General features: G+C 45.2%; 20 protein-coding genes. 3 read left to right on the top strand and 17 right to left on the bottom strand.

Features of this window, described 5'->3' with window-relative positions; translation table 11 throughout:
• Positions 1-45: 45 nt before the first annotated feature.
• The 3 genes from DWW91_RS10870 to DWW91_RS10855 form a co-directional block, all read right to left on the bottom strand.
• A complete protein-coding gene (locus DWW91_RS10870) occupies positions 46-672 on the bottom strand; it encodes a lysine exporter LysO family protein (protein WP_007656305.1) in 627 nt (208 codons plus the stop codon).
• The gene (locus DWW91_RS10865; protein ID WP_007656303.1) at positions 662-946 is read right to left on the bottom strand and encodes a LysO family transporter; all 285 of its coding nucleotides are present in this window, start codon (positions 944-946) and stop codon (positions 662-664) included. The genes DWW91_RS10870 and DWW91_RS10865 overlap by 11 nt, the downstream gene beginning before the upstream one ends.
• A 380-nt stretch (positions 947-1,326) precedes the next feature.
• The gene (locus DWW91_RS10855; RefSeq protein WP_122327689.1) at positions 1,327-3,699 is read right to left on the bottom strand and encodes a TonB-dependent receptor domain-containing protein; all 2,373 of its coding nucleotides are present in this window, start codon (positions 3,697-3,699) and stop codon (positions 1,327-1,329) included.
• 254 nt (positions 3,700-3,953) lie between these two features.
• Between DWW91_RS10855 and DWW91_RS10850 the strand changes: the two genes are divergently transcribed.
• Positions 3,954-5,090, top strand: a complete 1,137-nt coding sequence (locus DWW91_RS10850) for a GyrI-like domain-containing protein (RefSeq protein WP_122327865.1) — start codon at positions 3,954-3,956, stop codon at positions 5,088-5,090.
• Entirely contained in the window at positions 5,078-5,815 is a 738-nt protein-coding gene (locus tag DWW91_RS10845) for an epoxyqueuosine reductase (RefSeq protein WP_122327688.1), read from the top strand. Before DWW91_RS10850 ends, DWW91_RS10845 begins: the two co-directional genes overlap by 13 nt.
• Positions 5,816-5,832: 17 nt before the next feature.
• On the opposite strand, the gene DWW91_RS10840 is transcribed toward DWW91_RS10845, so the two are convergent.
• The 14 genes from DWW91_RS10840 to DWW91_RS10775 form a co-directional block, all read right to left on the bottom strand.
• Positions 5,833-6,393 (bottom strand): flavin reductase family protein, encoded by a 561-nt coding sequence (locus DWW91_RS10840; RefSeq protein WP_122327687.1) that lies wholly within the window; start codon positions 6,391-6,393, stop codon positions 5,833-5,835.
• Positions 6,394-6,399: 6 nt separating this feature from the next.
• Positions 6,400-6,936 (bottom strand): flavodoxin, encoded by a 537-nt coding sequence (locus tag DWW91_RS10835; protein WP_122327864.1) that lies wholly within the window; start codon positions 6,934-6,936, stop codon positions 6,400-6,402.
• 147 nt (positions 6,937-7,083) lie between these two features.
• Positions 7,084-7,581, bottom strand: a complete 498-nt coding sequence (locus DWW91_RS10830; RefSeq protein ID WP_122327686.1) for a hypothetical protein — start codon at positions 7,579-7,581, stop codon at positions 7,084-7,086.
• Positions 7,582-7,683: 102 nt separating this feature from the next.
• Complete coding sequence (locus DWW91_RS10825; protein WP_010803243.1) at positions 7,684-7,965, bottom strand: HU family DNA-binding protein; 282 nt, start codon at positions 7,963-7,965, stop codon at positions 7,684-7,686.
• Between the two features lie 97 nt (positions 7,966-8,062).
• Positions 8,063-8,929: an Rpn family recombination-promoting nuclease/putative transposase gene (locus DWW91_RS10820; RefSeq protein WP_122327685.1), complete on the bottom strand. Its 867-nt coding sequence runs from the start codon at positions 8,927-8,929 to the stop codon at positions 8,063-8,065.
• Between the two features lie 348 nt (positions 8,930-9,277).
• Positions 9,278-12,130 carry a BACON domain-containing protein gene (locus DWW91_RS10815; protein ID WP_122327684.1) on the bottom strand — a complete coding sequence of 951 codons (2,853 nt, stop codon included), beginning with the start codon at positions 12,128-12,130 and terminating at the stop codon, positions 9,278-9,280.
• Positions 12,131-12,155: 25 nt separating this feature from the next.
• Positions 12,156-13,331, bottom strand: coding sequence for a fimbrillin family protein (locus DWW91_RS10810; RefSeq protein WP_122327683.1), 1,176 nt, complete (start codon positions 13,329-13,331; stop codon positions 12,156-12,158).
• Between the two features lie 48 nt (positions 13,332-13,379).
• Positions 13,380-14,486: a fimbrillin family protein gene (locus DWW91_RS10805; protein ID WP_122327682.1), complete on the bottom strand. Its 1,107-nt coding sequence runs from the start codon at positions 14,484-14,486 to the stop codon at positions 13,380-13,382.
• A 24-nt stretch (positions 14,487-14,510) separates the two neighbouring features.
• On the bottom strand, positions 14,511-15,827 hold the full coding sequence (locus DWW91_RS10800) for a fimbrillin family protein (protein WP_122327863.1): 1,317 nt from the start codon (positions 15,825-15,827) through the stop codon (positions 14,511-14,513).
• 49 nt (positions 15,828-15,876) lie between these two features.
• Positions 15,877-16,851 carry a fimbrillin family protein gene (locus tag DWW91_RS10795; RefSeq protein ID WP_122327681.1) on the bottom strand — a complete coding sequence of 325 codons (975 nt, stop codon included), beginning with the start codon at positions 16,849-16,851 and terminating at the stop codon, positions 15,877-15,879.
• Between the two features lie 10 nt (positions 16,852-16,861).
• Positions 16,862-17,812: a fimbrillin family protein gene (locus DWW91_RS10790; RefSeq protein ID WP_122327680.1), complete on the bottom strand. Its 951-nt coding sequence runs from the start codon at positions 17,810-17,812 to the stop codon at positions 16,862-16,864.
• Positions 17,813-17,866: 54 nt separating this feature from the next.
• Positions 17,867-18,805: a DUF5119 domain-containing protein gene (locus tag DWW91_RS10785; RefSeq protein WP_233584460.1), complete on the bottom strand. Its 939-nt coding sequence runs from the start codon at positions 18,803-18,805 to the stop codon at positions 17,867-17,869.
• A 4-nt stretch (positions 18,806-18,809) separates the two neighbouring features.
• Positions 18,810-20,237, bottom strand: coding sequence for a DUF3575 domain-containing protein (locus DWW91_RS10780; protein WP_122327678.1), 1,428 nt, complete (start codon positions 20,235-20,237; stop codon positions 18,810-18,812).
• Positions 20,238-20,703: 466 nt separating this feature from the next.
• Complete coding sequence (locus tag DWW91_RS10775) at positions 20,704-21,624, bottom strand: site-specific integrase (protein WP_122327677.1); 921 nt, start codon at positions 21,622-21,624, stop codon at positions 20,704-20,706.
• A 794-nt stretch (positions 21,625-22,418) separates the two neighbouring features.
• Here DWW91_RS10775 and DWW91_RS10770 point away from each other — a divergent pair.
• Positions 22,419-22,994, top strand: a complete 576-nt coding sequence (locus tag DWW91_RS10770) for an STM3941 family protein (protein ID WP_010803255.1) — start codon at positions 22,419-22,421, stop codon at positions 22,992-22,994.
• Positions 22,995-23,000: the final 6 nt, after the last annotated feature.

Genomic DNA, 23,000 nt, shown 5'->3' with positions numbered 1-23,000 from the left:
AGCTTGTTTGTCCACAAAGCTATAAATTATATCCCAAAATCAAAATCATAACTTACAAAACAACGATATCAATAGCGGAACGCTAATCTCCAGGATGATTCCGTGAATAATAGCAATGGGGACAATCCCTTTTCCCGAATACCTGCTGATAACCGGCAGACAGACATCCATCGAATTGATGCCGGCAACAGACACCGGAGCAAACTTCCCGAACAAAGAGGCATAAACCGGCGCACCGAACAAAGCCATCATCTCCCGGATAATATTTGCCAGTAAAGCAATTGTTCCCAACTGTGTGGCAATCTCTATTCCGGCAGAAGCCTCCTTGAACTGTACAATCAGCAACGACGATAAAGAATAGTAAGCAAATCCACTCCCAACCGCCATACAATCATATACATTCCAGCTCTTTAGCAACACACTTGCTATCGCCGAGAAAAGCAACGTGCCTAATATCGTAAACAATGGCAGTAAAAGGCTGGACAACCGTACGCTCCGCAGCATGGCTCCCATCTCTCCGTTAGAACCTATATTCAAGCCGACCTGGATAATAAGCGCATACAATAACCATGTCGGTAATTTTGTACAATAGGCAGCCAGTTCCTCTCCCCCGAACATTCCGCAAAGTATCCCTGCAAAAAAACAACATATAACAATCAGATTACTTTTCATCACCGTCTCCTTTCTCTGATAAAAATTTATATGCAATATAAGAGGCCAACAGGCTTCCCAGTACTCCGCAACCAGCCAGCAACGCCGCCTGAAAACCAAAATCACCAATATTATCCACTAAGGTTTTGTTTGCCCCGATAGTAATGCCGAAAACAAATAACATGGCGAATATGGTATAAGAGATTGTATTTTCCAATTTCCTTAAACTATGAGCACGACGGAACAGATAGCCCGCACCTGTCCCTATGCATAACAGGCATAAAACTATAAACATATGTATAATCAATTTAACACGGACGAATAAGGATTCTCCCGCGATACGTTACTAATATAAATGAATGGTGTTATAAAAACTCCGGAAAGCTGATGCCGGAGAAGAAAGGAAATATTATTTAGATAAAACCACTGAACCAATGGACATGCACAACAGGAATACCACACGTCACGAGAGCATTCTGTTTCTTTATATCATTTATTGTATAAATTTTATTCATATTCAAATGCTTTGTCCAATTCGGACGCAAAGATAAAAACAAAATTTCAATATACCAAATTGATACCCATAACAGGCCTGCAAGGCAGAATCTCACCCATCCGGCTATCAAAATGACAGACCGGACACATGAGATTTCAGAATGAACAGGACTACCGATACTATTTTCCAAACCTGGAAGTATCTACCTTATCATGCTCTTTACTCTTATACCCCCCGAATTTCCAGATGAAGGAAACAGTTAGGCAACGAGTATCGTCAATCTTAGTCAGGCGGCTGTATTGGTTTGCCTGATTAATTTCGATTTTATTAGGAAGATTGCTCCGGAAGATATTGTCACATTTCAGAAGAACCGTTGCCTTGTCATTGGCAAACTGCCATTTCAAACCGGCTGAAACATTATAGACAGAACCCAAATCGTAGATTCCCTGCACGGCTCCGGTGATATAATAACCGTTCAAATCCAGTTTCAGATTCGGACGTGACTTTGACAAAGTAAATGTATTATTCAGGAAGAACTGCCCCAGGTATTTACTATTATCAAAAGAAATATCATTAAAATGATCCAGCTTCTGTTGCATCCGAATGCCCTGTGCCGTAAACTGGCTGTTCATGAATTCACCGATGCGGAACGGGATAACAGCTCCTACTCCTGCAACCAGGTTATAATCCATATTCTCGTAACGGAACACATTCTTCAGTTCTGTTGAACTCTGATAAGGCAACTGGGCAAAATAATCCGGTTCATACTGGGCAAAAACCATGAAAGTATATTTTTGTTTCAGGATATAAAGCAACTGTCCCTGATAGGAACGGTAAGGCTTCAAAGCCGGATTACCCATTACTACGGAATAAGAGTTTAGAGGGGTAGCCTGTGGTGTAATCTCCCAATAAGACGGATATGTCTTATTGCTGTTCACGTTCAGCTGCAAAATATGCTGCGGTGTAAACAGATAACTCAACGAGGCATTCGGGAAGAAGGTCCAATCATTCCAAAGTGTCGATTTCTTGCCATTGGAAGTATAGTCCGATTTAAAATATTCTCCTTTCAAAGAAGCTGTTGCCGAGAAATGTTCTCCGAAATTTTTGGATACTTCGGCAAAGACATTGGCTGTATATTCTTTCTGCAAATTGTTCTCCAGTAAATCCGGGTCCGGTTCGTAACCATTCCCTTTATTATACAAATAATCGATATAGGTCTTTGAGGAAGTGTAACCACCGTGGACACCGTAATTCAGTGTCCATCCGGTGGCAAAAGTGTGTGTATGGTTGGCAAATAACGCCCATTGTGAAATATCCTGTTTGGAATTGTTCTGCATATCAGTCAGCGTTTCCTCTCCACGATTTTCCAGGAAATTCTGGAAAGAAGGCGAATGGTAGTTGGTAAAATCCATTCCGGCTGTAACACCGCTATGACCGTCATATTGTAAGCGGATATTGTGCAGAGTAATCTCATCTTCTCCGGTAGTCCGACTGAAACGCTCTTCTTCCGGGACAGAGTTTTCAGGTATAGAAAAGGAGGTATTGGCTGTCCGGTTCTTTTTCACCCTATTGCCTCCTAAGGAATAGGCAGCCGACAACTTATCTTCATTTTTGAATTTATAGTCCAAGCCCAATCGGATATCCCCACTGTTTATATGACCGTTTCCTCGTCCGAATTGATGGATTTCCGTCATTCCTGTTTCCAGGGTATGCCTTGCCATAATATCTTCCCCCTCGAAATAACGTCCTTTATTACCATTCACCAGAAAGTCTACGGTCAGGTCAGGAGTCGAATACAACAAATTGGCATGTGCCTTGCCCGAAGCATAATGTTTTTGGAGATAATCGACGCCAACTTCTCCCTGTAAGGCTGTGCCGTCAGTTGTCCCCTTGTCCAGAATAACATTGATTACCGCGCCTCTGATATTATATTTAGCGGGAGCGTTGTACATCACTTCTACATTTTTCACCCGTGAAGAAGGGATACTTTTCAGCATGGTTATCAGCTGGTCTACCGACATAGTTGTCAACTGCCCGTTCAGAATGATTTGCGGGGAACCGGCTCCCAGTAACTGTATCTCATCCGAGCCGCCGACAATACCCGGCAATTGTTTTACAACTTCAAAGGCATTACTGACCGATTTATCTTTCATCAATTGAGGAACATCATATTTCAAAGCCCCGTTCTCTACTTTCACCTGCGGACGCTCCGCCTTAACAACCACGCCATCCAGCTCATAGTTTTTAGAAGTCAGCCGGACAGTTCCGGCATCTTCCCCGGATACCTCCAACTGAAATGGTTCATATAATAGATGTTGGAATAAAAGCCGGCATGTCTGTTCCGCCGCATGGTCCAGGTTAAAACTACCCAGACTGTCCGTTACCACCGCATCCACATAAACCGAATCCAATGTCTGGAGAACAACGGCTACGCCGTCAACCGGATTATTCTCCATATCCGTCACTCTCCCATGAATCAAACCATTCTGAGCCATCATCATCCCGTTACCACCAATCAGGATAAGTATCACATAGTAAAATATTCTTTTCATATCCGTTTGCTTTATCAGTTCCTATTCTGCAAAGAAAAGAGGTTATGTCAAGAAACTATGTTATCGTTGGCTTATGAAGTGTTATTTAGTCTTATCGCCCGCTATCCGAACAAAGAAAAATCAGATAATAACACAGGTAACAGACTAATCTATAATTATTAAGGTATTCCCTGTTTTCTTTTAAAAGAAGGCTATTTATGGTAACCTTTAGTACAATCTATTGGTTAACTTTGTACCTGAATAATAAGATATTTATGAAAATCAATGCTGAAACAAAATATTGCCAGACGTGTGGAATACCTTTAGATATAGATTATACAAATCTTGAGGCAAACCAAAATGTGGAATATTGCGACTATTGTTTGCATAACGGGGTTAAACTCTATGATTTCTCAATGGATTATCTCATTTATCTTTGGGGGCTGTTCCCCGAAGAATATTATAAAGAAACAGGAGTTAATCTCACGTCGGAAGAGTTGAGAGCGGAAATGTCCAAACGACTTCCAAATATCAAGAGGTGGAAACAAAAAATCAATACGGCTCATGTGCAATATAATTTGATTATAAGAGTTCAGGAGTATATCAACCGCCATTTGTTTGACGACCTTGATTCCGACAAACTATCGCATGTTGCAGGTATCTCCAAATATTATTTTCGCAGACTTTTCAAGGCTGTTTGTGGCGAAAATATTGGAATGTACATTCAACGACTGAGATTAGAGTACATTGCATTTAAGCTAATAACAACTGACGTAAGTGTCCCGAAGCTTCTCGATCAAATCAATTATCAGAACAAGCACACATTTTCGAGGGCATTCAAGAGTTATTTTAATTGTTCCATTCCAGAATTTCGTAAAAAGCATTCAAACGTCAATCCCGAGAGGAAGAATCCGATACGAATTGAACCAAGTATTGAAAAAATATCTGGTATTCGAATCGCATACTTGAAATTGGAAAGAACAAATAATGTCATCCATAGTTTCTCTGTTTTGTGGAAGCAGTTGCTACAATTTTCCGAAAAATATGAATTATCTTCAAAAGGATGTAAATATGTGAGTTTGACTCTCGATTATCCGTATATCACGCCGGAAGAACAAAACCGTTTTATGATTGGGGTAACATTACCGCAATCATTTGAAGTGCCGAAAGGCTTTGGCGTTTATGAAATTCATACGGGCGAATATGCAATCTTTCGTTTCAAAGGGTTTTACCATGAATTAAATAAGGTGTACCGCCATATTTACCTTGACTGGTTGCCGACAAGCGATTATACCCTGCGGGAACAATTCACCTTTGAGACTTACATCAACACTCCCGAAAAAACTCCGGCTTCGGAGCTTATAACAGATATTTATATCCCTATTACAAAAAAAGAGACATGCAATACTTAAACCAAGAGATAGAAAACGAATTAAAAAATCAAGGAGCAGAACTGATACGCTTTGTCAATATATCGCATTTAGACGAAAAGCAAAACAGACAACTCCCGACCGCCATTGTTTTTGCGCTCCCGCTAACCGCAGAATATGTTAAAACGGTATTTAATATTCCCGACTACGTACAAGCACGGATAGCGGATAATTACAATTTCGACGATGATGAATATTCGCAAACCGAACATAAAGCCGGAGAAATAGCAGACGAACTGGCCAAGTTCATCACCGGGAAGGGCTATAAAGCCGTATCGCAATCCGATACGGGATTATTGGCTGACGGCGTATTCGATTATGAAACAAAAGAATCAGTATTACCTCATAAAACCGTTGCACTACTTGGCGGATTAGGGTGGATTGGGAAAAACAACCTGCTAATTACTCCTGAATATGGCGCAGCACAATGTCTCGGTACGGTTTTAACTAATGCTCCACTGGAAACAGTATTGCATGAACCTCTATCTCCCAAATGCGGTAATTGCATTACTTGCGTCAATATCTGTGAGAGAAAACTCCTTAAAGGTAAGATTTGGAGTAGATCGGTTTCAAGAGATGATATCGTTAACATACATGGATGTAGTACCTGTTTGAAATGCCTTGTGCATTGTCCCAGAACACAAACATATATAAAGAGGAATATTAAACCCTGTCCTCTCCTACAACACAATTCTCACCGATTGTAACCTCCGAAAGTTGCTCCTTATTTTAATCTCTTACCATCCGAAAAGGCATTACCTACCTTTTTACCCACTTCCAGGTAATCGTTATTGAACGGGTCGAATATAATAGGAGACACTTTGGATACATCTACTTTTCCGCTTTCGTCAAGAACACGTTCATCCACGCTTACATTTATTATTTCACCTCGCAAAATACAGGTTTCAGGATTATAATCTTTCAATTTACATTCCAACACTACGGATAATTCGTCAATCAACGGTGCATCCACAAACTCCGAATGAGTAGCATGGAAACCTGCACGAGCAAATTTATCCGAAACCTTATTGCCGGAAACAATACCTACATAATCACAAGCAACCACCTGTCCGGCCTCTGCCATACTCACGGTAAAAGCCTTACGCTTCAGGATATTTGTAGTCGTCTTATGTCCCTCACTGATACAAATACTAATTTCATGCATTTCGCTGATACCGCCCCAAGCCGCATTCATAGCATTGGGAGTTCCATTTTCATCATAAGCAGCGATAATAAACACCGGCTGCGGATAAGTAAAGGGCTTTGCCCCAAAATTCTTTCTCATGATAATTTATTTTTTAGTCCATTTCTTAATATCTTCTTTTGTCGCACCATTCAAAAGTCGGCCTTTCTGCCATTTCAGACCAGGATAGGTTTCCCGTAGCTCTTTTTCAGCATTAGAAATACTGCTGCTACCCGATGTAGCAAACGGAATAATCGTCTTGCCTGCAAAATCATTGCTCTCAATAAAAGTATTGATGATTCTCGGAACTGAATTCCACCAAATAGGGAAACCTATATAAATGATATCGTAATCTGCAAGATTTTCCGGTTTAGATTTCAATGCAGGACGTGATTTGGCATCTGACATCTCTACACTGCTACGCGAGGATTTGTCATGCCAATCCAGGTCAGCTGCGACATATTCTTTTTCAGGTTGTATTTCGTAGAGCGTTCCACCTGTAACTTCTACAATCAACTTTGCAGCTTTCTCCGTTGTTCCTGTTGCCGAAAAATAAGCAACCAATGTCTTATCACTTTGCGTCTGTGCATTTATGGGGATACATAACATCATGATCACTACCATAATTATACCTTTAACTTTCATTGTTGTCATATGTAATTCTTATTTTTATTGTTATGACACAAAATTACAGAATAGTATCCAATATAAAAGTATATAAATCACTGATTATCTAACCCAAATTACAGATCGTAAACCGCCAGCATATACGATTGTATTATTATTTATTTTTCAATAGCTCCTCACCACCCCGCAAAACTCAACTATAGTCATCTTCCCTGCCAAAACCAACACATCTTCGCTAGTAATTCCCCCTTTACTGATATGTCCGGAAACCGTACCGATCTTACCGCAAATCTGAAAACAAATCAGAACAGACATTGCGATATGATTTATAGAGGTTTGTGCAGTCCGTTCGACAACTTCGGTCAAATGCAACATCCGAATAAATAAAACAGGAAACCGAAGAGGACAGCGCAGACAGGCCATTACCGTTCTTTGTTGTATAAAGTCAACATAGGACTGACGATCATGGACGATAACTTCTTCGATGAACTTCTGATGTTTTTTAGGTAAAGTTGACCATACGGTAAATGCAATTTTATAAATCTTTTCACGTAAATGGTTACGGCCTTCTTTTGACATTTCGTCAAGGCTACGGTTAAAATCCTTCGCTTCCGGCACTTTTCCGTTGGGAAATAAGGCCTCTAATTTGTTTTGTTTCTTCATGATATATCTAATAGGCGTTAATAAATAATTGAGGGAAATCAAAAAAACAGAAGCAGGTGGAGACACATAATAGCTAAAAACATCTGTGTCTCCACCTGCTCTCTATTTGGATGGGTTTAAATCTCTAAGCAAAAACTTCCCGGGTTTAAACTTGACACTCGTACGTGCCGGTATTGCACAAGAGATACCGGTATGGGGATTACGGCCGATACGCTCTTTTTGCGACCACGGAGTAAAAGTACCGAAACCCTGAAGCATAACAGGACTATCCTGTTTCATTGCTTCTGTTAACACTACCTGAAAGGCTTTCATAAATTGACGTGATTGCTGTTGCGAAATATTCATCTCCACAGCCAGTTTACTGATAAAATCTGCTTTGTTCATAATCTGTTGTATTTATTTTGTAAAGGCATAAAAAAGCCCTCAATATCTTTTCGATCAAGATATTGAGGGTTTGAAGAAAAAAGTCTTACAAGGTATGTTACAGTTTTTCGATTTCTTCGGAAGTCAAACCGGTTATTTGTACAATCTGCTGAATGTCCCACCCCTGTTTTTTCATATTGGCGGCAATTTCCGCACGGCCTTCCATGCGGCCTTCAGCACGTCCTTCTGAACGTCCTTCCAGCTTTGCCCCTTCCAGTGCATCGTTTTGGATCATGATGTCGCTCAGGTGTTCATCGTAAGCACGGCGTTCCTCGTCGCTCATGTTGTAGTAGAGTAACTTTTCGCGAGCTTCGCTCAGGCCGGGAGCTGTTGTATCCGCACGGATCGTGCCGTCTTTCAGATATTCGATCCACTCTTCTAGCGGGGTAACGGCTACCTGGTTGAACTCGTTTACACGAATCAGGTAGTATTCCGGAAATATCTCTGCCGGGAGCTTATGAACCAGGGCGTCTTTCTCCTTGACACTCACTTCCAAACGATCGCCCGTATGCACGCCCGTGAAGATATTCTGACCGTGGTACAGATAATCGCTACCCTTTCCGATATCGAAGTAAAGGATACTTACGGAGTAAATCTTTTTCACTTCGTAGTAGCTGCTACCCAAAGATATATGTTCAGTGATAGCCTTCGCAACACCATAGAGAATACGCTCGAGGAATGTAAGTTCGCGCGTGTTCTGTACTTCCACAATGATGATCTCACCCTTGCTGTTTTTAGCCTTGATGTCTACACGGTTGAATTTGTCGTCGATAGCTTGCTGGTTGCTTTCGCTCTCCAGCAATTCAATGATCTCCACCTTTTCATTCAGCAACACAGACAAAAAACCTTCCAGCACGCCGAAATTGGCTTTCTGACGCAAAAGGCGCTTGATCGCCCAGTCGAAACGAATATAATTATCTTTCATAAGGCTATACGATTAGTTTATTTACAATGTATATGCAAATGTAATCAATCCGGAGCAATTTCGCCGGCCTGTTGCCTTACTATTTTTCTTCAAACCCTCAATATGTCAAAGATCGCTTTTAAACTCTATATCTGACACGGTTCTCTCACCGCTGCCTTTTCGCTCTTCTGTTCAATACCTCCACCGTTGTGGAGAAGCGCCGGAGCGCGGTTGGGTAAATATGCCTGAACACTCTTTACCGATGAACCAATTTCTACGCTCCCTGTTATAGGGGTATTCTAATGCCCTCCAAACTTCGCAATATAGACCATCATCTTTTGTTAAGTTAACTGCGTACACTCAAATAGATCAGTCTTTATTCCGGACACACCGAACAGGGTAGATGACGTGATCGAATCCTGGAGATTCGGAATTGCCAAGAATGTTATAGACAAAATGAGCATTACTATATCGATTGTCAACCGTACTACTCCTGTAGTACCCGCCCACGAACGCAGTAAAATCACTCATGGACTGCAACGTATTCTTATTATTACTCATGATGATCAATTCATCTTTAGTAGGTAAACGCCAACCAGTCTTACCTTCTTTTGTTGATTTACTACAATTAGTACTAGCAGTACCGAAATTACTGCTATCTTCATCAGTCAAACAAACCTGAAGATTTCCAATATAAGCTCCTGTATCTTTTCCCGTTTGCGTTGCGGTTATCGTGATCGTACGCTCCTGATTAGCATCCAACGATACAATAAATGTTCCCATACGTTCACTACCGGCATTATCTGAAGCTGAAAACTCCAATGTAACATCACCACTACCACTAGTTGGGCTTACGGTGATATCATTATCGGTTTCAGGAGTTATAGTCCACGCCAAACCGCTAGTTGCCTTTACCGAGCCGGTAGTTGTCCCGCCGGTTGTAGCTATTTTCTCCTCGCCACCAGTAGCACTAAAAGTAGAACCGGCTTGTTCGACTGTTATGCTTTTCGAGATATTACCTGCTTTGACCTCAATATTGCCGTTACGGGCGGATTCATTCGGATTAATTAATACACTATATGTAATCGTTTGATCGGAACCGGTCGTATTATTTGTTCCGTCGGTTGTCCCCAACAAGGTCAGCCAATCCATCTCTTCGGAAACAGACCAGGACAAACCCTTAGTTGCCCTGAAAATAAAGGTATTATCCAATGAAGCTATTGCAGGAATAGTTTTATCTTCATCGACTGACAAGGCAGACTCTTTCTGAATAACCGTGATTTCTCCGTTCGGCCCTTTGGATTCATCTCCCACACGGACTATTATTGCACCCGTACGTTCCTCGGAATTGGGATTGACAGGAACATTAAAAACAACATTTTGAGGATTTGTCGTTGTCTGCCCCGTCGTTTGACCAGTCAGCCCGATCCAGTTATCAACTTCCGAAACTGTTATTTTCCACGGTAAATAGGGAGTGGCTGTAAACTGAGAAGACGCATCGATCGCTCCCTCCGCACTTACTTCTACCGGTTGGGTGGGACAAGTGACCGTGGAACCGGTCTGCTCTACGGATATCTCTTTTTTCAGATCGTTATATGTTGAACTGCCAACCGACCCACCTCCTTCTACCGTTATGCTTCCCGTTCGTGCTGATGCATACGGGTTACTGGAAGTCGCTTTGACTATTAAACTTTGTTCCCCTCCTGTAACTTCATCACCGCTGTTGGCCAGATCACCTGACACCCAACTCAGCCAACCGTTGGATAAAAGAGCACGCCAGTTTAGTCCCTTTGTGAGGGTAAATGTTGATTGACCTTCCGAACCGGAAGCAGCTTCCAAAGAAATGGGACTACCAACATTCATGGTCGATCCATTCTGTACGATTTCAATATTTTGTTCCTCGCCCGTTACGTTCATCTGAAAAGAAAATGAGCGCTGCTGGGCGGTCGGATTGGCCGTTTCTGCCTTGAAAACAATCTTTGCAGGGCCCTGGTGAGTTATATTAGCCCCATATCCTACCGGGATGTTGTCGTTAAGCAATGCCGAAAGCCAATTCGGTAACTTGATTGTCCACTCATCTCCCGGGCGGGCAGTGACCTGCAACCCGGTCGTGCCGCCTTTACCCGCAGGCATCGGTTGCAAGCCGTCGAGATCGATCGGCGGGATTGTCCCCACCGTGATGCGTTGGTCGGTGACGTCTATTCCCTTCAACGTCACACTCATCGTATAATAATGGTTGCGTTTGATATTGTAATCATTCATATCGGTACTGCCCGGGAAGAAACGGAAGGTGACGTTTTCGTAAGTGACACCGCCCTGTACAGCCGTTCCCGTCAGTTCTATGCAAGTGGCATTGCTCACTCCCCGGCCTGTTTTCTCCTTTTCAGACGTGGCGGCGTTTTCGCCGGTTACTACACCTGCCCGGTTTTCCGGTAGATACCAGTGCATCGTCGCTCCGTCAACACTGGATTCGCCGGTATATTCTCCATATGTTACATCGGTTAATTGAGTTGTCGTTTCTTCCATACGTATTTTATCCGGCACCGATTTCAGCTTTACTGAGGAAGGTTTGAAACTGAAACCATCTCCACCGATCAAATAGCTAAACGAAATCTTTGCCACCGTCCGGGTCATATCGACACCTATACTCTCCACACCGTTATCCCGGATCACACCCGACCACATTCCCGTCATGCCGCACAAACGATTCTCAGGTAATCCCTCTGTGGTCGAGGCATACGTAAATACATGTTCTTTCAATACCACTTCCGTAGCGATCTCACCCCAATCGTCGCAATTGGCAACAAACCAGACATGGTGCGTGGCTTCTCCGCTCTCTTTCAGCCTCAGGTTCACCGTCGTTCCGGTCACAGGCGAAATGTATTGGCTGAATACCCGGTTGCCTGATGCATCATACTGCCCGACCCATAGTTGGGAGATCAGGCTCTCATCCCCCTCTGTCAAGGCGACTGCCGATCTGGTTGCGACCGAATCCGTGATGCCCGGTGCAACCGAGTCGACTTCGAATGTTCCTTCCCGGGTAAAAGTGATGCTGCGTGTTTGCAGGGGGCGGTTAGCCAGCACGTTCAGGTTAAAAACGGCTTCCACCTCTTTCGCCGGATGGGGTGGCAAATCCTTTTCCTCCACCTCCGTCCGCGTACAACCTCCCGCCACCCACAGCAGCAACCACACAAACAACACGGTTTTACTGATTCGTTCCATTGTATTTCGTTTTTAATTGTTTCAATTATTCTCCTCCTCCGACATCTGAGTCGCTCCACTCTATTTTTGTCCACCGAGCCACCGTGATGGTTGTTCCGATCCCCTCCTGGATATCCGGGTCGGGATAAGAACCGCCGGGGGGAGCACCTACCTCGCCGTCGGAAAAGGAAATGGCATTCCAGGCTATTATTTTCAGATTCAGACAGCTTTCGTCATTCTTTACTTCCAGGGTGAAGACGTACCGCTTGCCTGCATCGAAAGTGATCGGTTGGTCTATGGTCGCTTTCAGGGTCGCTGTTTCATGATTCCTTTGTACATCGATTTCCACTCCGAAAGGACGGTCGTTTTTGGGTAGGACGATGCCCGTCGTTTTATTCAGGCCCATACCATCCGGATCGGAACCCGCTTCCACCGCGACAAATTCCCCACTTTCAAACACTACGGTCGCCTCCGCTTTATTCTCTCCGCCCGTCGGAAGGATTCCCGTATCCTCCCCCGCTATCAGAGTCGCACCGGAGACAGAGATATGACTCAGTTCCAGCCTGGTTCCATATAGCTCATCGAATGGAAGCGCATTCTCCGGTGAAGGGGCGACATTGAACACCAACAGGGCGCATTGCCTGCGGAAAGTTTCCAGCGTGACCACACGCGAGGAACGCGAAACGGACACCCCACGGGCAAAAGAGGTCATCACATCCTCCTTATGCGGGATTGCCGTCATCACATACCTCCCTTGCGCATCTTTTTCCAGCCGACGTGCCGGTGAAACGGCATAGAAATCGTAAACGCCTCCCCTGACGACCAGTTCGCCGGCAGTGCCGGGAAGCTGCACCCCTGTATCATCCGCCAGGCAAGGCGACAAAGAACCGTCCTTTTCCACCACATAGGTCGCTTCAAACGATGGTTGCGCAGTAGAGAAAGGAACCTCGGCTGTAGCCGTCCCCTCCTCACCGCGCAGGTAGCCGCAGATGCGCACCGTAGCCCCTTCGGGCAGCGGGGTTGCAGATGCCGCAGGAACGGCAGCCTCCTCCCCCGCACGGCTCAGAAGGACCGGGGTTCCCAGGTCCGGTTTACTGAAATGAAGTTCCACCGGGCGACTCTCTTCCGGCACGACATCTTCCACAGTCCCTACCGTGCATCCGGCCAGCAAACCACCGACCAGCAGAACAATCAGATATAACTGTATTCGATCCCGTTTCATTTCGATTTCCTTTGTGTTCTAATTCTTTGTTTCAATAAGTGACAAGACTCACTCCATCGGTACGTCATACGCCCCGCCGTCGTTCCAGGCCGCCACTTTCACTTCCGCTAGCTCTATGCCCTGCGGCTGCATGCGGAGGTTGTAGGTATAGTTGTATCCCTTTTTCCAGTCGGCTGTAAAGCTGCCGGGGCCTTCACCCGTTCCGGACGGTTTCATCGTAAAGGTACGCCCGTCGTCGAAGGTCAGTTCCAATGTCACATTCACGCCACTGACCGGAATCACCAACCCGAAAGCCTGCACCGGAACGTTCGTCGTCGTTTCTCCCGACTCCCCGCCTACCGCACGCATATCCCCGCCCGAGGTAAAGACCAGTTGATCCACCGCTGTCAGCGTCCCTTCCACCTCACCCGTTGCCAGGTTCAGCTTGGCGGACGTGCATTTTTTTAACTCCCCATTGCTTTTGAGCACCACCTTTTCAACATAGCAACCGGCAAAAGCCGAACCCTCTTCCAGTACCCGGAAGCTCACCTTCGAGAGCGCATGCTGCATCTCGAGCGATACTTCCGGATGCCAACGGTCTACCTCAGCCGCAGCCGTGCAATACAGGTAATCCTCCTTGTCGGTTTCCCACTGCACATCGGTGGCGGCATCCACTATATTGTTACCATCCGAAAAGTAGAATTTCTGTTTATCCAACACCTTTATCCCACTCATCAAAGGAGCTTTCGGAGTACCCGTGAGCGAAACACTCTTTTCGGCAGGCACATAGCCGTATACCGTTCCTTTTTCGGTGTACAACAGAAGCGGTTCCTCCCCTTCCGCAGGTTCCCAGGAAGGAGGGGTACTGGCAGCACTATACACGAACTGCTGGCTTTTGATGCTGGTGTTGTACAAACTTACCACACCGCCGCTCTCTTTCGTGACACATACCCCCACCTGTGTCAGCGGGTTCGGGTTTCTATCCGTTTCTCCCGGGCCGCCTGTCACGACACTTCTCGACTCTACCTCCATCCACATGCCCAGGTTCTTCACTCGAAAAGGAACCCCCTCTTCCGCTTCGCCACCACCAGGCACCGGCGAAACGATATCCGCCTCTGTGCAGGCAGCACACAGGAACAAAAACACTGCCACTAAACGCGATAAGAACTGTTTCATGGGATTTGTTTTTTTAGTGATGTATTACAACGGGATATCGTCCGGTTCGTCTTCCTCCCACTCTGTCACCGTTACATCCATTACTGTCAACTTGTTACGGCCGGCTGAGAAGGTATAGATGCAATTGGTTCCCGCCGGCCACTGATAAGCCGGCAGGGTAACGGTATAGTCCACTGCCGTATTTACACCTTCCTGAAGAGTGATGACCACATCTATTTCGTTTTCTCCGAAACTGGTGACCGGATACACGATTGCACTGACTTTTTTGGATACCAACTGTCCGTTGACGGTCGATTTATTCTCGATAAAGGCTTTATCACTTTGTTCTCCGTCTTTGATCTGTTTCATCAGGATGTAGTTTGTGATATTTCGGGTCAGGGTACCGGTTGACGTGTTATCGCTTATTATACCGTCTGACAGCGACATCTTGCCACTTCCGCTCTTGATGTAACTATTGGAACTCCCTTCATGATTCTTTATCACGAACTTTGTAAATTTCACATCATTACTACTCAGATTTCCGCCGTCGTACACGCGGAAGGAAACCATCGCCATCGCATGCTTCATATCCAGGTTGATCAGATAACCGGGATTGGCGACATCGGTATTTTTCGAACCTTGCTCCGGATCGAAAGGTGTCTGATTTTTGGCACGACCATTGTTCACATAACGGCCACCTCCTTCAGCCGCAAAATACAGGTAATCTTTTTCGCCCGTATCAGACAGGTTTATCGCCTTGTTTGCCGCGTTATTATTACCCCAGGAGCCATTACTACTATTCCATATTTTATTCGCATTATTTGTCGCAGCATCTATATCGCCGCTAGCCAATACGCTTACCGGGATTTTAAGACTGCCTTCACCCGAAATATTTGACAGGCTACTCAGTGCATTTTCATCATACGGATAATAAGCATACACCTTTCCGACCGTTTCCGTCAGATAGTAAGGTTTTTCGTTTTTGGGGTCATAACTAAGACCTTTGCTTTCGATGGAGATCCAGTTCTCCCCTTTGACATCCCCTATATACCATACATGATGGCCTGTATAACCTGAACTCGATACATCGGGAGAATACCAGCCGGTTGCATCCGAACTGGTTACCACGACACCCAGGCCGGGAGCTGTATCATAATCGGTATAGGTAATCGCACTGCCGCTTACCACCGCTTTGGTTGTCGATTTCAGTCCGGCATCCACCTTCAGGTTCGGGTTGATACCCAATGCCACCTGCCCGTTGCCGCCACCCGGTTCCGGGTCTATTCCTGTTTCTGTTTCCGTACAGCTTACCGCTGTCACAAGGGCTATCAGCATGGCCCACTTTGTCATGATCGTTTTCATTTTCATTCGTTTTAAAAGTTTTATTTCCTGTTTAATCATTCGTATTTTATCATATTGGCATCTCCCCTTGTTCATCCTCCATCCACGCTTCCACACTGACATACGTGGTTTGTATGTTGGCTGCTTCGGTGAAAAAGAGTGAGACGATATGGCTTTTGCCGATTTCAAAACCGCCCTCTATACGGACAAAGACGTTCGAGAGGGTTTCTTTCAGGTTGCCATTGCCGTCTTTCGTTGTCGTGATCCGAAGATGGAGCGGATGAGCCGCCGTCCCGTCCACCGGGGATGTCGGAAGAAGGAGATAACCTTGCGCCTCGGGAGGCGATCCGTCGGACGCTACCTGCGGGATTAGCAGACCGGCAATATCCTGCACCGGGAGGTTCCTGATATCTTCCGCCACAGATATATCTGCCAGACGGGGCGTTTCCGCTGACAAATCCAGTTCCTGACGGGTATGTACATCTGCCGCTTCGATTCCTTTTATCGTCCCCCACTCAGCGGGGCGGTCGCTATAACAAACCAGGCGGACCTGGGTCAGCAAATGACGGAACGTACAGGTCGTCACCGGAACATAGCCGTTTCCCACGAGGATTCCCGTGGCCATGATATCCGTCGTTCCGTCTATGCGGAAGGTTACTTTGCCCCCTCCTGCATCGGTTGTCGGCTCCCCCTCCACCGGATAATAACCGTGCAGGCGGATATGACGGCCATCCGCCGGGTACGACTGCGACTCATTAAATACGATCGGACGGTTCCCACTTCCACTCTGACGCACTGCTTTATGCACAGCCCACCCACCGTATGTACCCGTTGAAACCGCCGATTCATCCTGACGGGCAAAGTTCACTTTCAGATCCTGTTCATAGCCCGAGCCGATTACCCCACGCGTCGACGCTCCGATCGCACCTTCCAGGCAAACTACCGTTTCCGGAAGCGGAGGCGGTGTAGGATTGCTGTCCGAACAGGCGGCAAGGCCCCAAAGGATGGCGATGGATATGAATGCTGCTACTATGAAGTTGTTCATGACTCTACGATTATTCTCCGGGGGTTACTATTGTACTGCCATTATTACCCGGCTGCCACTCAGCAATGCCGGATTCTACCGCTATTTTACCGTCCTCCGTAAAGGTGAGCGTGATCAGATGCGAATAGCCAGCTTTCACTCCTTCACCAATATTCGAGACTGTGACGTTCAGGGTTTTCGCACTCCCGTCATATGTTCCTTTTACTTCCAGAGAGACAGGCAGACTCTCCGTTCCCATATTGGCCGTCGGGTAAAGCAGCAGATAACAGGTTGGCGGAGTTTCGGCATCTAAAGCAGAGATCGTAGAAGGACAGTTCTTAACTGTCAGTGTCTGGTCTGTTGTACCCGTGGCCGTTAGTTTAGCTCCGCTTGTTTTATCCAGCGATAGCTTCAATCCCGTGGCTACATTTTTTACTTTAATGGAAGCGACCGCCGTCCATTTGCTGATCGCACCGGCTGAACCCACGCACTTGAACTGCAACTGGGTTAGCAGGTGGCTGAAAGTAAAAGTCTCGAACTTATCGACCAGCGAACCGGTCTGCACACCTGTCGCCATGATGTCCTCGTCACCCGTTATAGTGTAAATGACACTGGCGGGGTTGGTGGTTCCACTCGGTTCCTTGCGGGGATAATAACCAATCAGGACAGACTCTCCCTCTTCTGCCAAATAGGTTTGTTCCGGCTCAAAAGTCAGCGCCGTATTACCCGCACCACCTGTACGGACTGCGTCGATAGAGGTCCACGCAGCGCCAGCTGTACCGGGATTATCCAAACGGACAAACGATACTTCCAGGTCATTCGTATAGCCGCCGCCGATCACCGCACGGGTAGCCTCCGCTATTCCGGCATTCACCTCTATTGCTTCAGCCGTTCCATCCGTCACCGGCTCTTCCGTGTTGGTGCAACTGCCGAAGAAAGCTGTCGCCAACAGACTCATGATCAATAATTTTCCTCTTTCCATATTATACCAGTGTTTTATCGTTATTATTGCTATTACTATCGTTTTCATTTCGGTTCAGGGAGTAACCACACCCGAACCGCCGCTACCCGGTTTCCATTCCTTCAGTGTGATCGTCAAACCGGACATTTCATCATAACGGACAACCAGGTCCAGTATCACATGTGTCGTAACTCCGACGGTGAATGCCTCTTTCACCTCATTCGTTATATCCGTAGATGAAGTGATTTCCTTTCCGTCTGCCAGTGTCATCGTTAGGATCAGGTCGACCATTTCACCACTTTCCTCACCCGAAGACAATCCAAACAGGTTCAAGGTAGATGTATAAATGCCAGGTCCGGTCTCTTCCGGCTCGAACGTCATAAAGGCCCGCGTATCGAACAGCGGCTTGCCGGAAGGTATATGAACCCGTGACGAAACACCAGTCAACCTTCCCGACAAGACCGCCGCAGCGACATCACCCTTATCCCCTCCTATGACTTTTATATTCATTTCCAATGTACAGACAAGGTTCACCGCTGACAATTCCTTTGCCACGACTTCTCTGCCGCCCACCTCGATCAGGTCTAAACCCGCCCCGTACAGGTTACCCGGACAGGCTATCTGCACCGATGAAGATTTCAGAGAAGAAAGCCGCTGCGCCCTTCCGCAAGCCTCCTCATAACCCTTCTCCATTTCAAGCGTAACACCCGTACAGCCCCTGTTGCAGACAGCCACTCGGTAGCAGCCCGAAGGCAGCGTACCCTCATACCCCTTCATGTCTCCCGTACGGATAATGGGGATGTCAGAACCTTCTGCATAGAAATACCATGTCATATTCTCCGGGCAATCACTGTCAGGGCGGCGAAGCAGTAAACGTACTTTTCCGTTCTTCTCCCAATCCTCGTCCGTCATACGGTATGCGCAAGACAAGACCGCCACGGTCCATACGGCATATATCATCCAACCCATCAGTTGTATTATACGATATTTCTTATTTCTTTTATTCCTTTCCATCTTCCTATCTAATTTGAAAACGGTACGACAAACTGATCCGAAGCCCCAACATAAATCCCGTCGAGGCAAAACGGGTTTCCAAATAATTTCGGTCATCCGGCGCATCATAACGGTATTTCTTCCCGTCGAAGACCGAACGGTAACCGGCACGTACACTCAACCCCATCCCCAAACCACCGACCAAAGAGAACCGGTAACCCGCCGACAAGCCTGCCGACCAGAAACAGCCCGTCCGGCCGTAAAGTATATCCTCAGACTTATCGATCGCACCGCCACGTACATCGAAGTCACCGTACTCGGCAAACACCCCGGTATGCAGGCCGGTAAACCTTCCCGAAGGGGATAGCCAGATTCCTGGTTCGAGGGATATTTCAGAGACAGACCAGCTATCGCGTGTCTTGTCTTTATAGGCAAAGTCGGAATACATGCCCGACAGCGCCAGCGACCAACGACCGGCAAAGCTGCATTCCACTTCCAGATTAGGCATAAAGGCGCCTGTTTCTATTTTCGTCTCACCTGTTCCCAAACGGATTGAAGGAACTACGCCAAACCAGGGAAGAAGGTTTGTTTTTACGGCCAGATATACAGGATTGTGTTCGATCGGTGTTGCATTCTTTTTGACAGCGGGAGCAACAGGAGTTATCCCCTCAGGGGTTGCAGTTTCATCCGTTCTCTCTTTATGCTTTGTGACCACCCGTACCACTTCCTTTGTTGTAACGGTCGTTGCCAGATTGACAGCCGGGAGCTCTACTCTCTCGTTACGACGAATCGTATCCGTCACCGATGCCAGCCGGTAATCTTCCAGTTCCGTACGGTCGAAAAGAGGATCGTCGATACGATAGACTTCGCGGTCGTAACCACCAGCTTCTCCACGACGGTACAAATCAACATAAGGGATTGCGCCATACTCACCGATAGCTGCCTTTACGGCTATCGGATAACGGCTCTCACTGTAATGGATCGAGATGTTGGCAAACCACGGAAGCGGACGGTATACATTATATATATGTATCTGGTCGCGATAGCTGCCGCTACGGTCGATGTAAAAAGCGACACAGTCATGAGGGATATCGAAACGGGTTTTCAGATAGGCACGAATACGACTGGCACGCAGCGAGGCTTCGTTCACCACCGCATCCTCTTCATAGCCATAAGCATCCACATGTGAAACGATCAAGAGGTGGTTGTCTCCTTTCAGCAGACGGTTGCGGGAGGCGTCCAGAAGTTGCCCCATACGCTCTAATTGGTAAGCGTTATCGCCGTAATCAGCCAGGAACAGGTCGCTGTTCTCTTTGAAAGAGAATAAAAAAGATTCCGCCTTATGATAGGTCGTTGTCTGCGCAGTTACACCCGTTTTCAGCAAACTGAAAACCAATAACAGAAAGATTCCTTTCAACGGGAAATGACAATATGGTATTTTTATCCTATACATTATTATATTAATACTAGCTTTTGATTATCAGATCAACCTATAAAAAACACCTTATTTATATAATAAGGAGAAAAGGCAAACGATACTTCAAGAACAAGGGGAATTTCAGGGATTTTCTCCCCGGATAATTTGGGATTGATGTCTTATTTAGGTATTTCGTAGAGTAAAAACTTGTAAAAATGATAACAGTTTTTTTCAAACGGATATTTATAAGACAGTAGTCTCCACCCGCCTCATGTCTTATTCTTTGAAATTTATGATTTTAAGGTCACAAGCAGGAATCTTATATTAATTAATATGAATTTCATATATTTTTTTTAGGATTTTGTCCAAAAGCTTTGTTTTTCCATAAGATTCTTCCTATGTTTGCAGAGTATTCAAATTCTTTTGCAAAATCCATTAGTCGTAAAGGATTGGATATGAGTGAAAAAAGAAGGATATGACCTTATTATATAAATAAGGTAGATTAAGCAGCCATCAGTTCCTTTATACCTTCAGAAACCTTTTTATTAGCTTCCCCTACCTTACCGGCATCAAAAGCAGATAAATAGATACGTGTCATTTTTTCTGAAGAATGTCCCAATGCCTGGCTGATGACAGCAATCGGTATACCCAGGTGATAAGCCGCAGAGGCCCAGCTATGCCGGAAGACATAAGTCGTTAACCTGGCAGATAAACCCAATAAAACCTGTACCTCTGCCAGATACTGATTTTCCTGTGCCAGGCAATGTTTATACTGTTCATGCGTGGCTCTCTCCTCCAGCACAGGGAAAAGATATTTGGAATCTTCCCGCCTGTAACGATCGATCAGCAGCTGCATTGACTCCGATACTTCCATTTCGATCAGTGCACCTGTTTTTTGCCGGCGATACGACAACACTTTTCCTTCTTCAACCAGGTTCTCCCCGCTCAGACGAACGATATCCGTAAAGGGCATGCCGCAGGCAAAAAAAGAAAACAGGGCCATATCCACCGCCAGCTTTTTCTCCGGTTCCTCTTCCAGATCGAGCGCAGCCATCTGCTTAATCACTTCCACCGGAACCGCCCGCTTAACAGTCTCCTCCCGTTGTAACAGCATCCCCTCGAACGGCCGTTCCTCAGGCCGCCCTTTCCACCCCCGACAGGCACGGTTGTACATCGCACGCAAATTGCTGATATAACTATTCACCGAATTCACACGTAGTTTCTTTCCTTTCAGATACCGAATAAACTCCTGCACCACATCCTGTGTCACATCTCCCAACAATCCGCTCTTACCTCTCTCACGAACGAATGCGGCAAAATGATTACGGCTGGCACGGTACAGGTCGGCCGTACTTTCATCCCCGTTACTGCGCTTCTGGTTTTCCTGCTCGAGCATCAGTATGCAAAAATCTTTATTTCTCATAACTTATTCCTTCTTTATCGTTATTAATCAAAAAGATAAAGATAAACATTCCCGGCTTGCAGATTGTTCGGTTTTCACGGTTTTCACTAACGGCAGCATCTCTAAAAAAGCATGTTTTAGAAAGAAAATCACATCTTTCACCATCATTTACGACCTTCATTTCCACCTTTACACAAATTCATCACAATGATTCTTCCCAATCATCACAATACCTTGTGGAAGTCATCACAATGACTCCAGGTACTTATCACAATGAACCGGACTGGTCATTGCAATGATTTTTTTAACATTACAGAATATCAGGAAATTTACTTCGTGATTATCTCATAAAACGGGGGTAATACACCTTTCAGAAAGCTGGAAGCTCTTTCCGGACAGGCCGTTTTCAGGTGACAGATTGTAACTGGTTTTGTCTTATTTCTGCCACTAGCTCTAAAATCATTACGATGATTTTATTATTACCTACTTAAATGTACATTTTATCTTCTACAAATATCTCTACGTCAAACCTTAACTCTTGCAGAAACACAAAAAAATATCCCCTACATTCCTGTTTCCAAATAGAGCCGGGAATGTAAGGGATAATTATCAAAATGACAATTTTCTATTTTGCGAATAACGATAATCGAAACTCTCTAAAAAATTATCGTCATTTCGTTAATTATTGCTAGCAATCCGAATAAAATCCGAACCTATAAAGAATTAGTAATGTTTAAATTATACACCCAGTCAATTCTATTTGGCAATTGATATTTTTTTTATTCAACCTGTATTAATATTAAATGTATATATGTATGGAAACATTCACAAAACAGTCGTCCGTGAAACTATTGGATTCAGAAACCTGTATAGATAACAAGGTAGTTATATATAAATCCAGAAGTAAGGCCATTCTATTTATTTTAGTTAGTTTGCTACTGGCAATTGCCGGTAAACTTTTCCTTCACCATCCCGATTATTATGTGGTGGGCTGGAGTTTTATTATCTTGTCCGTTCTATGTCTGATTTTCGGTATCGGCACTTACTTCGACAGAAAACCTTACATTATTCTGACAGAAAACGGTATCACGGAAATGTCCGATATACGTGAAGAAATCGAATGGGACGCAATCCTCAGAGCAGATGAATTCTATTACAGGGGACAATATTTTATACGTCTTCTGATAGACAGGGATTATAAACCGGCCACCGTCCGTCCCACGTGGTTTTGGCGCTTTGACAAACTGTATGAGAAAAACGGAATCAAAGCTATATTTATACGCATAGGCTTTTATGAAGTCAGTGCTATGAAACTAACCGGGTTTATAAAGAAGATGATCAGAGCCAATGCAGAAAAAAGAGAGGAATTGTTGAACGAAAAACATTTATAACAGTTA

The sequence above is a fragment of the Parabacteroides sp. AF17-3 genome (assembly GCF_003635445.1).
GTDB lineage: Bacteria > Bacteroidota > Bacteroidia > Bacteroidales > Tannerellaceae > Parabacteroides > Parabacteroides goldsteinii.
This window is presented reverse-complemented; position numbering and strand designations above follow the sequence as displayed.

Excerpts from the sequence above, each read along its gene's own strand:
- DWW91_RS10870 (WP_007656305.1), bottom strand. The coding sequence starts at position 672 with ATGAAAAGTAATCTGATTGTTATATGTTGTTTTTTTGCAGGGATACTT.
- DWW91_RS10865 (WP_007656303.1), bottom strand. The coding sequence starts at position 946 with ATGTTTATAGTTTTATGCCTGTTATGCATAGGGACAGGTGCGGGCTAT.
- DWW91_RS10855 (WP_122327689.1), bottom strand. The coding sequence starts at position 3,699 with ATGAAAAGAATATTTTACTATGTGATACTTATCCTGATTGGTGGTAAC.
- DWW91_RS10850 (WP_122327865.1), top strand. The coding sequence starts at position 3,954 with ATGAAAATCAATGCTGAAACAAAATATTGCCAGACGTGTGGAATACCT.
- DWW91_RS10845 (WP_122327688.1), top strand. The coding sequence starts at position 5,078 with ATGCAATACTTAAACCAAGAGATAGAAAACGAATTAAAAAATCAAGGA.
- DWW91_RS10840 (WP_122327687.1), bottom strand. The coding sequence starts at position 6,393 with ATGAGAAAGAATTTTGGGGCAAAGCCCTTTACTTATCCGCAGCCGGTG.
- DWW91_RS10835 (WP_122327864.1), bottom strand. The coding sequence starts at position 6,936 with ATGAAAGTTAAAGGTATAATTATGGTAGTGATCATGATGTTATGTATC.
- DWW91_RS10830 (WP_122327686.1), bottom strand. The coding sequence starts at position 7,581 with ATGAAGAAACAAAACAAATTAGAGGCCTTATTTCCCAACGGAAAAGTG.
- DWW91_RS10825 (WP_010803243.1), bottom strand. The coding sequence starts at position 7,965 with ATGAACAAAGCAGATTTTATCAGTAAACTGGCTGTGGAGATGAATATT.
- DWW91_RS10820 (WP_122327685.1), bottom strand. The coding sequence starts at position 8,929 with ATGAAAGATAATTATATTCGTTTCGACTGGGCGATCAAGCGCCTTTTG.
- DWW91_RS10815 (WP_122327684.1), bottom strand. The coding sequence starts at position 12,130 with ATGGAACGAATCAGTAAAACCGTGTTGTTTGTGTGGTTGCTGCTGTGG.
- DWW91_RS10810 (WP_122327683.1), bottom strand. The coding sequence starts at position 13,331 with ATGAAACGGGATCGAATACAGTTATATCTGATTGTTCTGCTGGTCGGT.
- DWW91_RS10805 (WP_122327682.1), bottom strand. The coding sequence starts at position 14,486 with ATGAAACAGTTCTTATCGCGTTTAGTGGCAGTGTTTTTGTTCCTGTGT.
- DWW91_RS10800 (WP_122327863.1), bottom strand. The coding sequence starts at position 15,827 with ATGAAAACGATCATGACAAAGTGGGCCATGCTGATAGCCCTTGTGACA.
- DWW91_RS10795 (WP_122327681.1), bottom strand. The coding sequence starts at position 16,851 with ATGAACAACTTCATAGTAGCAGCATTCATATCCATCGCCATCCTTTGG.
- DWW91_RS10790 (WP_122327680.1), bottom strand. The coding sequence starts at position 17,812 with ATGGAAAGAGGAAAATTATTGATCATGAGTCTGTTGGCGACAGCTTTC.
- DWW91_RS10785 (WP_233584460.1), bottom strand. The coding sequence starts at position 18,805 with ATGGAAAGGAATAAAAGAAATAAGAAATATCGTATAATACAACTGATG.
- DWW91_RS10780 (WP_122327678.1), bottom strand. The coding sequence starts at position 20,237 with ATGTATAGGATAAAAATACCATATTGTCATTTCCCGTTGAAAGGAATC.
- DWW91_RS10775 (WP_122327677.1), bottom strand. The coding sequence starts at position 21,624 with ATGAGAAATAAAGATTTTTGCATACTGATGCTCGAGCAGGAAAACCAG.
- DWW91_RS10770 (WP_010803255.1), top strand. The coding sequence starts at position 22,419 with ATGGAAACATTCACAAAACAGTCGTCCGTGAAACTATTGGATTCAGAA.